Origin of the sequence: Butyrivibrio sp. (assembly GCF_017940685.1) — a bacterium.
Taxonomy (GTDB): Bacteria; Bacillota; Clostridia; order Lachnospirales; family Lachnospiraceae; genus Butyrivibrio.
The window spans coordinates 12,130-26,275 of sequence record NZ_JAGAYD010000178.1 but is presented as its reverse complement, the minus strand read 5'-3'; the positions used below and the strand labels follow the sequence as shown (position 1 = coordinate 26,275).

The window sequence follows — 14,146 nt, the reverse complement described above, 5'->3', positions numbered from 1 at the left end:
AAGACTGTCCTCTTCCTATAAAGGAAAAGAACAGTCTAAAATTACTTATCATGCCACAAGGTAGATCTTGATAGGCCTTGAAAGATCCGCTATATCTTCAGTGGTGCGTTTTTCTGCACCCGACTTCTGACCAGGGATAAAACTTCCCTCAGAAATCTCATGGATTCCCATTACACAGTTTTTGCTTTCTATAAAGCGTTTCCACTCCTTATAGATGCGAAGCTTATCCAAAAGGTCATCGTCTCTTGCCATAAGCTGAGATGTATAAAAATATCTCTTAGTTCCCCTCTCGAAGAAACCGATTGTGCAGTGGCGACTTTCTTTAGCCTTTTTCCTGATATCGCGCTTTATCATGTCTTCAGCATCTTTAACCCTGCCTTCGATCACAAGGCACCCCAGGTCGTGAGCAAGCTGCGAATACATGGGCGCATACACTTTTCCGTTAACAGAAAATACGCTCTGCTCAGGAGCGTAACGGTACACTCTGTATGTTATCTTCACGGTCTTCCTCCTTATATTCTTTTTCAAGATACTCAAGAAACTCATCATCGTTGGGCTCATGGTAGTGGTGATTGCCATGGTTAAAGTACCAGTTAATGATTTCTTTTGGAATATCCGAAAAACTCTTATTGCTTTCATCTGCTTCTACGAGCTTTGTCAGAGTCTCATTTAAAGCCTCAAACTGCTCAGAAGAAAGCATTTCCTTGATTCTCTTATAGATATCAGTTCCAAGAACAGCAAGTGCCTTATGAGTCCTTCTGCCTGCAAGTTCTTCTTCGGTATATAGATCCCACGTCTTATCACCATAGTGATATGTAATATTCTGAAGGAATGCGTCGCAGCCGGACTGCTTGTTTACAAACCAGCACTCTCTTGGCGAAAGGTCTCTGCTCATACTTTAAGCCTCCTCGATGAAATTTCCGTCCGCGTCCTGAGTATAGATGTACTTGTGGTCGCTGACTTCCAGCTCTGCATTAGGGTATAAGTATTCTGCTCTTTCCTTTGCTTCTTCGAGATTGTCTGCTTCTACTTCAACGTAAGCTCTTGCTTCTACTGCAAAACCTACTACATATTTTGCCATTTTTCTTTTCCTCTTATATTAAAAAAGACACTCCCCCACGCACGGGTCGTGTCTAAAAGCCCCTGTGCGTGTTGGGCGTATCTATTTAATTTTTATGTATGGCTTATTCGCACCTATCTGATTCCTCAGTAGATGCGATCACCTCCTCGTATTATATAGTCATACCAATTCTTTACCTGTTCTTAAGGTATAGGGTATGCTGTTGAAGATGCTGTGGATTGGTTATCACCTCCTACCGCATAGACGGTTACGGAAAGGCTCCAACCACAGCCTCTTTGTCAAAGTGTTAATCAGTTAGATACCGCATGACGGTTTATGTAGAACGAGGTTACATCGGCAGAGAGCCCTGTGGATCCAATACAGCGTCAAATACTTTTAAGGAGGATCATGTGTATGATCTATGTTGGTATCGATGTTGCAAAGGATAAACACGATTGCTGCATCCTGGGATCAGAATCCGATAAGCTATATCCGGTATTTACCATCCCGAATAATAAGACTGGCTTTGATGAGCTGTATGAGAAGATTTTCTCCGTGACTGATGATAAGTCCGAAATAAAAGTAGGTCTTGAAGCTACCGGTCACTACTCACTCAATCTTCTCGGATCGCTCATTGATAAAGGTCTGACCACCTGTGTTATCAACCCGTTACATACAAATCTTTACAGAAAAGGTCTAAGCCTTAGAAAGACGAAAACGGATAAAGTCGACGCCGGTTCGATTGCTATGATGTTGATGACCGATAAGACTCTCAAGCCCTACTCAGACACATCATATCATAGCGAAGAACTCAAGTCATTAACCCGTTACCGTTTCGATAAGGTTCACGAACGTGCGAAACTCAAAACATCTGTTGCTCGTCTCGTAAACATTCTTTTCCCCGAACTTGAAAAGATAGTCCCCAGCCTTCATATGGCTTCCGTGTACGCTCTGCTTTCCGAATTCCCCGGCGCTTCATACATCGCTGACAGTCACCTTACTCATCTCAAAAATGTCCTTGAAATAGCTTCTAAGGGACGCTACGGACGAGATATGGCTGTCACCATAAGAGATGCTGCCAAAGATTCAATTGGTTCTGTTATGCCAGCAAAATCAATGGAGTTGAAACACACCATCCATCTGATCGAGGTGCTGACGGATGAAATTGATGAAATCGAAGTTTCAATCAAATCCATCATGGATACTTGCAACTCTCCGATTATGACAATCCCCGGCATTAGCTACCGTATGGGAGCCATGATTCTTGCAGAGGTTGGCGATTTCACCCGTTTCAACAATGCCGATCAGATACTTGCATTTGCAGGGTTATCGCCATCTACATATCAGTCAGGGCAGCTTGATTCAAGCTATTCCCATATGGAAAAACGAGGATCCCGTTATCTGAGGTATGCTTTATTTAATGCAACTAAGTTCGTGTGCAAATGGGATGAAAACTTCGGAGCCTACCTTTCAAAGAAGATAAGTGAAGGCAAGCATTACAATGTTGCAGTCGGTCATGCAACGAAGAAGCTGGTACGTACCATCTACCGAATGGAACTTACAGGCGAGGCCTATCGAAAATAACTTCTTAAATCCATATCCTTTTCTGTGAGCACCTATACAGATGCTCTGTTTGTCATGCAGTTTTCAAGGTACTAATTGAGACTTAAGCCTGCCTCTGGGCTATCTAAAACATCCAACATGTTTTATTCAAAAAAACTCATTTTCCTATTGACTTTTAATAGTTAGTCTTTCCATTAGCGGATGCAAGGCTGTTAGCCTTTTCAACAGCATCTGCCAAACGGTTCATAGCCTTGGTCAGTTCCGGGAGCTGAGATTCAAAGAATCTCTTTCCCATTACAGTCTGATAGAACTCTACCATCATGCCACCTCCTTATCTACGAGAGCTGCAAGGTCCTTGTCGCTCATTGAGAAGAATGCGTTGTCTTCAACATAACAAAATATGTCATAGTCAATGACCTTTGCACGCTCATTTACGTACTCATCATTGACGATAAGCGCATCTTCAAAAGACTGCGAAGAGACTGTCTGCATCCCATGCTTGGGGGTTGTAACTACTCTGGTATAGTAGGACTTTCCACCAAATCTATACTCGTCAAAAGTGATTTTGGGTATTGCCATAATTATCCCTCCTTATGCAACAGCGGGAAAATTTACCTTATTCTTCTCCTGTGCATACTTTGTGTAGTTGTCAAACTCTTCAGTTACAAACTTTGTCCTAAGGCCCATAAGAATATCATCCAGCGCATCAACGTCGAATGAGTTCTCAGCTTTGCGGATAAGGTCAAGTCTTGTCTGCTTCAGAGAATAAGCTTTCTTTACAAAATTCTTACCCTCTTCGTCATTAAAGAACAAGAGATTTCCGGATATAACTGAGAGTACATACTCTTCCTCTATTGGAGCTACTTCTACGATGAGATTGTCATACTGCTCTTCCATATTCTTAATGGATGTGGCAAGCCTGTTGAAAGCACTTTTGTACTTATCAGGTATTTCTCCATTAACTTCTATGGCATTACGATTTCTCTCAAGCTTGTCCTTAGAGGCCGAAATCTCGGCCTTTAAGGATTTAAGCTGATCGTAGCGAACTTCAATATCTTCGCGACCTATCATACGTTAGCCCTCCTGTCGTATGCTGCATAGTCTACATAAAGGTATCTGGCAACCTTTTCCTGCATGTCGATCATCTGAGAAAGGTTGAGGTCTCCGGCCATATCTCCTACACACTGGTTAAGTGCAAGATAGATATCCATGGCGGATGTGGCAATGAACTGAACACTCTGATAGATCTTTTTGGGGATCTTGAGCTCTTCTGCCATTGTCTCGAAGACGCTCTGAGCGTTTACGATGCTTGTGTTACCAAGCTCCTCTACCCTGTCTTCAGCTTCCTGAAGAGAGGCTGCTACCTTTGTGAGAGCTTCTTCCCACATCTCAAGGGTGTTTCCTACATCGTGACGAAGCTCAATGCGCTTGCCAAGTCTCATAGGTGTTCCCTGCACTTCGATGATAGGAGAAGCTGCAACGCAGCTACTTCCGATGTCAGATGTTGATACAAGAAGTCTTGTCTTGATATCGTCTGCCGTCAGACCAAACCCAAACTGGGAAAGGAGATTAGCAAATCCATCTTCCATCATCTTAGCGTTAAGCTTGTACTCAACAACAAGTCCTTCGTGTGATACACGGCCGGTACTGTACTCATACTCAGGAAAAATAGATGAGAGTCTATTCTCTGTATGAGATACAACCTCCCACTGCATGAAAGGCTGATACTTCTTAGACTTCATGCTGGAAATCTTCCCATCTCTGACAAGGATCTTGCAAGGCTCTGCGTTAAGCGCAAAGCACTGTGAGAGCCAGAAAGCCTTGATCCTTACAGGAAGCACCTGAATATCCTGCTTCTCAGTAGAATTCTCAATAGCTCTTCCATAAAGGCCTGCTCTTGCCTCGATATCGGGAAATGCTGTGTATCTTACAGGGTGTACCAAGTTTCCGAAAAGGTTGTTAACATAGAGTGAAAAATGATTGTCATTCTCTATTGTTGCCATTACCTCGTCGTTGGAAATGCTCACGTTATTGACCTTCAGAACTTCTTCTACATTGGTCTGTGAGTCAAGTCCGAGTACCTGGCACTCATTGACAGTTGGTGTTACCCACTTGTCTGTTGCCTCGATGTGATCAAGGTACTCCTGAAGTGCTTCTCTTGAGTTAAGCATTTTTTCCTCGTAATCATTCAAAAATATTTTGTTCTGATCCATTATTTTGTCCTCCAAATTGAAAAAAGAAACATACCGAAATACAACGGCGGCGCAAAGCTCGACATTGTATTACTCTTGTGGCGAGCCTTACCGCCCTACGGTGATGCTTCTTTGGTTTAATAGTGATATATGTAAACGCCCTGAATGGACGGAACTTAAAGAAAATCTATATGAAACGTCAAAAAGAGCCATGACCATGAAGTCATGACTCTTACAGTTTTTTACGCATTTCTATTTGACGTTACAATTATTTTACTATGGGTGTAATGAAAATGCAAGTGAAAATCTTCCAAACTCAGGTATGAACTACCATGACTGATGACATCGGAAATGGCTTTAACAATACAAAAGCAGTATAATAAAATGATAAGCTGACTTGATCTATAAATACAGAAATTCATTTATACTTAGACAAAAGTATTATGAGTCTTGCCGTGACTCGTTTTCATGCGTTAAATATATGGTATATTCAATTACCTCGTTGTCAGGGAAAGCTTTAACTTTGACATAATTGATGTTTTGCTTTCTGAGGTGCATTGCGTACTCATGTAGTTGCGTCTCCTCGCTCTTCAACTTTTTTCGCCCTCTTCGGGTTTTCTCTTTCACTTTTTTCTTTCCGTGTATATAAGAAAGTGTTTCGTAACTGCAAAACTCTGTAGCTACTCCAAGATCTACAATCTTAAGAATGTCATTTGCTACTGTATCGAATGTATCTTGAGCATTCTCTATGCTAAAGAATCTCAGATTAAAATTCACAAATCTATATGAGGCAATAGCTTCATATAGTGTGCTCCCCGGAATAATCTTGCACGAATTTGAACTTTCAAACACAAAAATGTTTGTATGAGCTGACTTTGAGTCTAAAGAATGAGAAAACTCATAGTTTCTGGCATACTGCGGAATGATATAGCCTGCATACGGGGAGAATGCGTCTTCTGTTATCAGATATATATGTTTTTCCAAAAGAGCCTCAAATAGTGGCCTCTGCTCGCCTGATATAACCGTGTTAAGCTTATAGAGATTAGTAACAGCCATACGTGCGCTCATAAGACATATATCATATACCACACCGCTAATATCGTTAGAAAGCTCAAAGGAGCCATCAAGCCTGTCAAGTAGAAGCGACGCAAGTTTTCCTTCTTTAGCTTCCGTTAGAATATCGGTAAAAGCCTCTATCAGAATTCTTTTAGTTCCAATACGCCAAAAATCATCAGGATCTCTGCTATCTTCCAAAAGGCAATCAACAAAGACATCTATAGCGCCTCTCATGTCATAACGCTCATACATTAGCATGCTTTTAATGTCTATATCATTAAGCGATGCAATATCTACTACCCTATATCCTTTCTCCTTGCCCCTTCTTACAAGCTCGTTCTTATAATGAGAGTCTTTTGGAATAACGATAAATAGATTCTCGCCTTCTTCCATACAATGAGTGATCTCGGATTTCATTATGGCTTCTGCGATGCTTGCATGTCCACCAAGAACTATATTGCTTCGTCTTGGCCTGGGTTTGTAATTGTCATTTGCTTTTTGCATTTCTCTGAGCAGTGTCGGCATTATGAGCTGACATGATTTTCCTTCTCCAGATCCAGCAATCACCTTAAGGTTGAGATTGTCAGCACTGTCTTCATCCTTTGCGTTGAGTATTGTTATATTGTAATCAGACATAGCCTCTCTTGTCTTCTCGTATAATTCTCCCTTTGGGTTTTCTATTTTAATGTTATTCTTTAAGTCTTCCATGGCCTTTTCAGGATTGTGGTATAGATTGTAAGGCATGTCAGGATATAGGAGCTTAGCCATCTCATCAAGTCTTGCATTACAGCACTGAGCGTATCTTATTGCATCTACAAATTTAAGACCAACGCCTTGCTCATATCTTGTGATATTCTCTCGGCTGAATTTGTCCCATCCTGCTTGTCCCATTAGTATTGCTAATTCTTCCTGTGAAAGGCCGGCCCTTTCTCTAAGTACTTTTAATTTATTGTTTTCAGTTCCCACATCCCATCTCCTTTCTGCGTACATCATACTACACTAAAGGTGTATTTTTCAATGTAAATATTATGCACATAAGCAAACAAAAAGAGCCTTCCTGTTAGGAAAGCTCTAAATGTACGTATCATGCACAAATAATATCTGAAAACTCTGAGAAGAAATTCTCCTGCATCATCTTAGTCTGTGAAAGCCAAGGCTCTTCGAACAGCTTGCCACCATTAAGACTTGCCTTGCCGTTCTTGAAAGTATAGACATCTGTAAAGGTCTTACCTGCATCCTTTATGTGGTACACTCTGTCTGAGAGCCCACATGTTTCAGGATATGTGTAGTTAAGTCTTACCGATATCTCATCACCTTTCTTTGTGAATGTGCCGCCAAGAAGTTTCCTTGCCGGTCCAATGCCGCCGCTCTCGCTGGCGTTTATGATGTCTGCAAGAGTGAATGCTGCAAAAGCAGCTTTCTTGCATCTTTCTACAGTTTCATTTAGTTTTGCATAAATCATAATTATTCCAATCTCCGCTCCATTCGGGCGGACAAGTTGGCTTTTCAGCTCTTGGCAGCCCGTAGGCATCGATTGTTGCTATTTAGTTTTTTTCCTTATCTCAGCTTCTTTGCATACCTTGTTGTTATCCGATGGATGTAAGCTGCGATTTTAATTTCTCAAGCTCATGTTCTTTTTCTTTTATTTCAAACTCTATGGCTGCACGCTTTGATTCTCTTGAATACTCCATGCACTCATCAGCAATCATATCAAGAGTATATGCATGCTCAAGATCTGGAATATCACCCACATTGGCCGCCTCACATATCCTGTCAGAATACTTAATGTAATATTCTGTATCATATCTCCTTTTTTCGATAGTGTTTGAGTGAGTGCTCATGGCGATTATTGGCCAGTTTTTGTATGTGATCATAAAATCTGAATAGCCACTGAAATAGCCGCATCCTGAAAAATACTTTATTTCAAGAAAATCAGCTATCTCCGGAAAGGTTTTCTTTGCATAGGCAAGGATGTTGTCAGATACGTCTCTTCTTTTAGCAAGCTGCGTATTTGAGTAGCCGCCATTAGAGAACATCTTGATCCTGCCTGCTAATTTATCCTGGAAATCTTTTAATATAATTCCCATAGCTCTCCTAACTGCTACATCCCCTCTACGCAGGGGGATATAGCTTATTGTCCCATGCGTAGGGGTCTATAGTTAGTTTCATCTACCGCATATACTAAAGCAGTAAGATTTAATTTTGTTACGCTGCAAGCTTCTCTAAAAGTCTTTCCGGTGCTTATCACGTTATCGAGGAAGAAATACTTCCCTGATAACTTGATATCTTCCGATAAGTAAAGGCCCGCTGCATTTCTTTTTCCTTGCTTTTTAAGGTCATACAGCATATCCCTTGGATGGCACTTTAAGATGTTCAGGACCTTAGCTCCTGTTACAGTAGATACACGTTCTGCAATCTGCAAAGTGTAATCAGCATATCCGTAATGCTGTGGTGCAGGGATGATGATACTTGACCCATCAAGGATATTCAGGTCAGAGAAATATTCGGCCATTGTCAGAATTGCATCTTTATTAGAAGACGTATTCTTAACATCATGGCATATTTCCCTAACTCCTTTTGTGTTATAGTAACTGTTCATGTTTCTCCTTAGAGACCACCCGTCGGTGGTTTAATATAACAACCACCGTTAGGTGTCTCCCGTCGGAGATTACTTTCCAAAATCATTGTCCACAAGGAACGAAGCATTAGCACTTCCATTGTCTTATCTACTGCATATTTAGATGCCGAGCTCAAAAGTGAGCTGAGGGTTTGTCTCCTTAATCAGCTCTCTTGGATAATCCTTGAGCTTAATGTCATCCAGAGTAAGGCTGTAAAAGTCCGTCTTGTCCGGATTGATCCAAATATAAGGAGCACAGTCGATAGAATCACGGTCAAGCATTTCCTTAACCTGCTCGATATGCCTGTCATAGATCTGGATATTGTCTACGAACCAGGTAAATTTACCAGGCTTATATCCAAGACAGTGTGCCATGATCACAAGAAATGTAGCATACTGTACCTGATTGATGCATCCAGCTGTGGCATAATCACTTGATCTCTGATAAAGGCACATATCAAGATAATCAACGCCATCTTTTCCATGTCTTACATTCCAGTTTGTCTGATATGCACATGGCTTTAAACCATGAGGTTCCTTAAAGTCCTGTTCCTGCCACATGTTAATAATGTGACGGCGGCCATCAGGATCTTTCTTGATGCCGTTAATGACATTGTTTACAAGCTCATGGCGTTTTACCGTGGCTCCATAGCACTGCCCAATATAAGGGTGTCCAAGCTCGTTGAGCTTATAACTTCCGTCCTCATTTCTGAGAGCCCATTCTTCCCACCAGTTATTGATCTTCCAGTTTTCGCCATCATAGAAAGAAGGCTTATTTATCAGGGCATCAAATAACACGAGGTCACTTGATTGCTGCTGATAGATCCATAACAGCTCAGCTATTGCTGTTTTAACTGCAATAGGCCTGAGTGTAATGATAGGAAATTCTCCCTTGGACAGATCATAACTCTGCATGTGGTGATTGAATGAGAGTGTATGTGCCGGTGTTCCGTCTGCATAATGCGGACGTGGATTTATATCCATACACCCCTCATCCAAGATTTTCTGAAATGTGGCTTTAGCCATATTATCTTCTTTTCTCATGTTTCTTTCTCCTTTTTTTCGCAAATTCAACTGCGTTTTTTTTTACATTTGATGTATAAACCTTGCGCGGGGATAAGGCTGTTTTACCTGTCCCCGCTGGGTTTAATATTTTTTACCTTCCAAAGCGTGAAATGAACTCATCCTCTGAAATGATCGGAATGTTCAACTCCTTGGCTTTGGCGTTCTTTCCTGAAGTAGAGGTGATATCATTATTCACAAGGAACGAAGTCTTAGCACTTACTGATCCTGCGACCTTACCGCCTCTCGCCTCAACAGATACCTTAAACTCATCTCTGTTTTTATAATCATGGACTGAACCGGTGATTACAAAGGTGAGCCCTTCAAGGCTGTTGTCAGAAGACTCTGCCTTAGGCTCAGGGAAGTTCAGCTCGTTAATGAGAGCAATGAAATCTTCATATTTCTCACGATAAGCTGTAGTCTCTTCAACCCAGTTGATGATGTTCTTAGCTTTCTCAGCTCCTACACCATCAATCTCACAGAGCTTTCTGTATTCTGCTTCATAAACTCCTTCTGCATATGCCTCATCATCACGGGAATAATCACCTTCATAAAGTCCTGTGAAAGACTCTACAAATGCCTTGAAGGCATTGATGTCATCCTTCCAGTACTTTGACAGCTTCTTTGAAAGGTCGTTTCCAAGGAGCGGAATGTTAAGGCTGTACAGGAATTTCTGAAGTGTTGTGCCTCTGGAAGCATCAATCGCATCCATGAGATTATCCCATTTTTTCTTTCCCCAGCCATCCAATGAAAGAAGACCATCTTCCATTGCTAAAAACGTGATGTCATTCTGGCATATAGAATCTTTGTCCTTGTTCACTAGACGGTAAAATGAAAGTGGTGTTGAATCTACAAGTCCTGCTCCCATAAGATCTACTATCTGACTTTCGCCAAGGCCCTTAACGAACAAACCATCCTTTGAGAAGGTGTTCATTAAGCTTCCAATCTGACGTGCCGCGCAGTTCCTGTTTTCACAGTGGAGTGTCCTGACTCCATTATCTTCAGAAACATAAGTTGTTTCTCCGCAGATAGGACATGTTCCCGGATAATGAATATCCTCTCCTTGTCCGTCTGTTTCTGCAATTTGCGGAATAATCATGTTTGCAAGATAAACTTGGGCCTTGCTTCCAATTTTAACTCCGAGCTTTCTCATAATGCTGAGATTGTGAAGGCTTGCTCTTGTAACATTGCTACCAAGGCCAAGACGAACCTCGTCAAAAATAGCTACAGGAGTGATGACTCCGGTCTTTCCTACACTCCACTCAATATCACGGATTGTAGTCTCTACCGTCTCGTCTGACCACTTAAGAGCCATTGAATGACGGAAGTGATGTCCGGTGTTCCCAAGACTCATACCGTACTCCATGTCATCAAAAGAGATAACAAGGCCATCTGTGGGGTAGTCAAGTTCTGAAAGAGCGGCCTTCCAAACCTCTATCCTATTAAGGATATTGGTGGAATTTACCTTTTCGTTCTCAACTACGTTAAATCCCAATGAGTAGAGCCAGCCAAATCTCTCAATTTGATACTGAAGATTGAAGTCGATATTTCCGATGAGAACATCGGTTCCAGGTTCTACAAGCTCAAAAGCAATAAATCTGATCTCACGCTTCTTTGACTCGTTTGCATCAAGCATCTGAATGGTTGCGGATGCGAGATTGCGGGGGTTCTCATAAATGCCGTCATTTTCGGCATTTACTTTCTCGAACTCTGCAAAAGTCATTACAGCTTCGCCTCTGACAACAAGATGGTCCTTGAAAGGAATCTCCAAAGGAAGTCCCTTAAAGAATCTTGCATTATGGGTAATATCGCTGCCGACAACTCCGTCTCCTCTGGTAACTGCCTGAGTAAGCTTGCCATTATCATAGGTGGCCACCACTGTAAGGCCGTCATTTTTCCAGCTTATCACGGCGTTGTCATGATCATCGCTATTTTTAAGCCACATAACAAGGTCTTCTCTATCCTTATACTTTACCTTATCAAGGGAAAGCGCAGGAGCTTCATGAGTTACCTTCTTAAGTTCTGATACAACCTCAGCGCCAACCTTGTCGGTAGGGCTGATGTCGTACTTAAAGCCGTTCTTCTCTTCGAGAGTTGCGAGCTCTTCAAGTTTCTTGTCATACTCCAGATCGCTCATAAGAGTGATTCCCGAATTGCGATAAGCCTCGTTTGCTTCTGCAAGTTCCTGTGTAAGTACTGCCTGTGCTGAACCATCAGCTACAAAAGTTTTTGTTATCATGTATTTATCCTCCATTTTGTTTATAAAATTTAGCGAGAAATCCCCTTCCGATGAAGTCGGTTGTGGGATGAATCGCCTTTACACGAACAGTTGTTCGTGATAAAATAAGTATATCGGAACCTTGAAAACTGTATATATAGGGTTGTACCACGAATCTAACAAACCAAGAACCTGTGGTGCGTAAAATATACAAGGTGTTTAGTTCCCACGTGCCACAAGCGCACTAAATAACATTTTCAAGTATACCGAAGGGTTTTACCCAACGGAGTAGCGGCACCGTGAACGTGCCTTACTATACCGTAAGGTATTGTAGAAACTATTTCCGATATCATCGGTGGTGGTAGTTCATCTATGTAATCGCCCATTGGACGTAACTTAGGGAAATCTATATTAAACGTCAAAAAAGAGCCACAGCTTACGCTATGACTCTTTTATGGTTTTACTATATGCATTTGACGTTACCATAATTTTACTATAAGTAAAATATATTTGCAATACCGCAATTACGCCAGACGCATGAATTCTGACAAATCAAGCTGCCTTGCATCGCAGCTCTTTGTTTCATCCTCAGAAAGTGTTATTTTCAGAGGTTTCCTTAAGCGATAACCAAGCCTTCGATACTCCTTATATACCGGAGCCCATATGAGTTCGCACTGCTTCTTCTCATTTGGGAAGTACTTATCAAGAGTATCAAGTTCCTTCTGTACGTGTCTGTTGAATGGGCAGCCTTTACATCCGGTCCTTTCGAAGTTGTAAGGTGGAAGGTATATAGGGCAGATTTTAATCTGAAACTCCTTAATAAACCATTCTTCCCACTTCTTAGTTACTACGCTCATTGGCTGAAACTTTTTGAGCTTGTCATCTTCAAAAGCAAGGCATACTGCGTTTTCTCTTCGCCCGCCTTCATCCTTCATTATTCCGACAATTGCGATTGGCCTATTATGTTCTTCACCCCATCTTTCTAAGGGCTCTTCCTTCATGTTTACACAGCAAAGGTCAGAAACAACAAGTCTTTCAGAAAACTCAGGAGTAAACTGATATCTAAGGCTTTTAGGGCAACGCTGTTTTGTCCCCCAATCGCCGCTTTCTCCAAGATAGTGCTCTACTGAAGGACACATTCCTATGCGGTTGTACCTCTCAACATGATGAGCATGTTTCTTGGATTTAAAGGGATATCCGTCTCTTTCAAGCATCGGCTTGATGGGAACCTGAGGCTTTATGATCTCAACTCTGCTATCTTCCTTCTGAAGGTCAAATACAAAGTCCCTTATCATGTTAAGCTCGATTCCGGTATTCACATATACTCTCGGGATCTTATTTCCCGGAAGTGCCAGGTCGATAAGCGCTGAGAGTACTGTAGAATCCTTGCCTCCTGAAAAAGATATGGCGAATTTATCCTCTCCGTAGTTATTTACTACGGTTTCAATTTTCTGAAGCCTGTCAAGGAGAATGAATTCTTCTTCTGTTGGGTGCTTCAGGTTCTTTAAATCTTCATAAGTTCTCAACAACATCCACACTACACGGTTCTGCCCGTATACGTGTGGCAACATATAATGCTGTTTTCTATTGGAACCCCGAGATTATCCTTCGGTCTAATACCTACCATAATCTCATTACTTACCTTGTAATCGGTATCTTTGGCACGCCCTCGTCACAGTGCCCGGTCTCCGCAATTCGTAGTTATTATGTTTTACCCTGTTTTTAAGCTGATGCACATAAGGAACAACCCTTACTACAACCCATCTTTCTTAAAATGTACGCTGGTTGGGCGCACATTTTAAAATGACGCCCGGCAGCGCTACAGGAACCCCGTCTACGGGGAATCTGTGTTAATCCTTTCTTATGTTCATGAGTTCTGCTGATGTCTTTGGTCTGAAATCATTGACATCAACGCCTACGTTTACTGATCTTTCGATTTGGCTCATCAAGAGCCCTGCACCTTCATTCGAGTTGTGAACGTGTCCGTAGAAGTGCCAGTGGCCCTTCCAGAATCCGTCCCACTCAGCTAAAGGATAGTGACAAAGGACAATCCTTGTGTCATTCTCCCTTACAGCCTTGATATCATATATCTCATCAAACTGTGCTCTGAAATGACGGTGCTTTACCCACCTCGCATCATGGTTTCCCTTGATAAGTATTTTCCGGCAGTTCATAGCCTTAAGCTCATCTGTCGGATCATACTCTGCACAGGAGATGTCTCCAAGGATGTAGAGTGTATCTTTAGGTGATACTGTCTCGTTTACATTCCTTATAAGAACATCCCTCATCTCATCAAGGTCTTTGAAAGGGCGGTTTGTCCTGTCAAAGATTGCCTGACATCCAAAGTGGAGATCGGATGTATAGTAGTTCATGTTATT

General features: G+C 41.7%; 16 protein-coding genes. 1 reads left to right on the top strand and 15 read right to left on the bottom strand.

Features of this window, described 5'->3' with window-relative positions:
• Window positions 1-48: 48 nt before the first annotated feature.
• The 3 genes from J6I68_RS11495 to J6I68_RS11485 are packed head-to-tail and all read right to left on the bottom strand — an operon-like array spanning window position 49 to window position 1,081.
• Window positions 49-501, bottom strand: a complete 453-nt coding sequence (locus tag J6I68_RS11495; RefSeq protein ID WP_292220470.1) for a hypothetical protein — start codon at window positions 499-501, stop codon at window positions 49-51.
• Window positions 464-895, bottom strand: coding sequence for a hypothetical protein (locus tag J6I68_RS11490; RefSeq protein ID WP_292220469.1), 432 nt, complete (start codon window positions 893-895; stop codon window positions 464-466). The genes J6I68_RS11495 and J6I68_RS11490 overlap by 38 nt, the downstream gene beginning before the upstream one ends.
• A gap of 3 nt (window positions 896-898) precedes the next feature.
• Window positions 899-1,081: a hypothetical protein gene (locus J6I68_RS11485; RefSeq protein WP_292220468.1), complete on the bottom strand. Its 183-nt coding sequence runs from the start codon at window positions 1,079-1,081 to the stop codon at window positions 899-901.
• Window positions 1,082-1,474: 393 nt separating this feature from the next.
• Here J6I68_RS11485 and J6I68_RS11480 point away from each other — a divergent pair, with 393 nt between their 5' ends.
• Window positions 1,475-2,644: an IS110 family transposase gene (locus J6I68_RS11480; protein ID WP_292220467.1), complete on the top strand. Its 1,170-nt coding sequence runs from the start codon at window positions 1,475-1,477 to the stop codon at window positions 2,642-2,644.
• A 154-nt stretch (window positions 2,645-2,798) separates the two neighbouring features.
• Here J6I68_RS11480 and J6I68_RS11475 read toward each other — a convergent pair whose 3' ends face one another.
• From J6I68_RS11475 to J6I68_RS11420, 12 genes are all read right to left on the bottom strand, one after another.
• A complete protein-coding gene (locus tag J6I68_RS11475) occupies window positions 2,799-2,945 on the bottom strand; it encodes a hypothetical protein (RefSeq protein ID WP_292220466.1) in 147 nt (48 codons plus the stop codon).
• Window positions 2,942-3,202: a hypothetical protein gene (locus tag J6I68_RS11470; RefSeq protein WP_292220465.1), complete on the bottom strand. Its 261-nt coding sequence runs from the start codon at window positions 3,200-3,202 to the stop codon at window positions 2,942-2,944. Before J6I68_RS11470 ends, J6I68_RS11475 begins: the two co-directional genes overlap by 4 nt.
• Window positions 3,203-3,214: 12 nt before the next feature.
• Complete coding sequence (locus J6I68_RS11465; RefSeq protein ID WP_292220464.1) at window positions 3,215-3,694, bottom strand: hypothetical protein; 480 nt, start codon at window positions 3,692-3,694, stop codon at window positions 3,215-3,217.
• Window positions 3,691-4,836: a hypothetical protein gene (locus J6I68_RS11460; protein ID WP_292220463.1), complete on the bottom strand. Its 1,146-nt coding sequence runs from the start codon at window positions 4,834-4,836 to the stop codon at window positions 3,691-3,693. Before J6I68_RS11460 ends, J6I68_RS11465 begins: the two co-directional genes overlap by 4 nt.
• A 420-nt stretch (window positions 4,837-5,256) precedes the next feature.
• Window positions 5,257-6,837, bottom strand: a complete 1,581-nt coding sequence (locus J6I68_RS11455) for a helix-turn-helix domain-containing protein (RefSeq protein ID WP_292220462.1) — start codon at window positions 6,835-6,837, stop codon at window positions 5,257-5,259.
• Window positions 6,838-6,955: 118 nt separating this feature from the next.
• Window positions 6,956-7,333 carry a hypothetical protein gene (locus tag J6I68_RS11450; RefSeq protein WP_292220461.1) on the bottom strand — a complete coding sequence of 126 codons (378 nt, stop codon included), beginning with the start codon at window positions 7,331-7,333 and terminating at the stop codon, window positions 6,956-6,958.
• A gap of 124 nt (window positions 7,334-7,457) precedes the next feature.
• Complete coding sequence (locus J6I68_RS11445) at window positions 7,458-7,958, bottom strand: hypothetical protein (protein ID WP_292220460.1); 501 nt, start codon at window positions 7,956-7,958, stop codon at window positions 7,458-7,460.
• A gap of 44 nt (window positions 7,959-8,002) precedes the next feature.
• Complete coding sequence (locus J6I68_RS11440) at window positions 8,003-8,470, bottom strand: hypothetical protein (RefSeq protein ID WP_292220458.1); 468 nt, start codon at window positions 8,468-8,470, stop codon at window positions 8,003-8,005.
• 138 nt (window positions 8,471-8,608) lie between these two features.
• Complete coding sequence (locus J6I68_RS11435) at window positions 8,609-9,532, bottom strand: thymidylate synthase (protein WP_292220456.1); 924 nt, start codon at window positions 9,530-9,532, stop codon at window positions 8,609-8,611.
• Window positions 9,533-9,644: 112 nt separating this feature from the next.
• Window positions 9,645-11,789 carry an NAD-dependent DNA ligase LigA gene (gene ligA, locus J6I68_RS11430; RefSeq protein WP_292220455.1) on the bottom strand — a complete coding sequence of 715 codons (2,145 nt, stop codon included), beginning with the start codon at window positions 11,787-11,789 and terminating at the stop codon, window positions 9,645-9,647.
• 503 nt (window positions 11,790-12,292) lie between these two features.
• On the bottom strand, window positions 12,293-13,294 hold the full coding sequence (locus J6I68_RS11425; RefSeq protein ID WP_292220454.1) for a phosphoadenosine phosphosulfate reductase domain-containing protein: 1,002 nt from the start codon (window positions 13,292-13,294) through the stop codon (window positions 12,293-12,295).
• Between the two features lie 324 nt (window positions 13,295-13,618).
• Window positions 13,619-14,140: a metallophosphoesterase gene (locus J6I68_RS11420; RefSeq protein ID WP_292220453.1), complete on the bottom strand. Its 522-nt coding sequence runs from the start codon at window positions 14,138-14,140 to the stop codon at window positions 13,619-13,621.
• Window positions 14,141-14,146 lie beyond the last annotated feature (6 nt).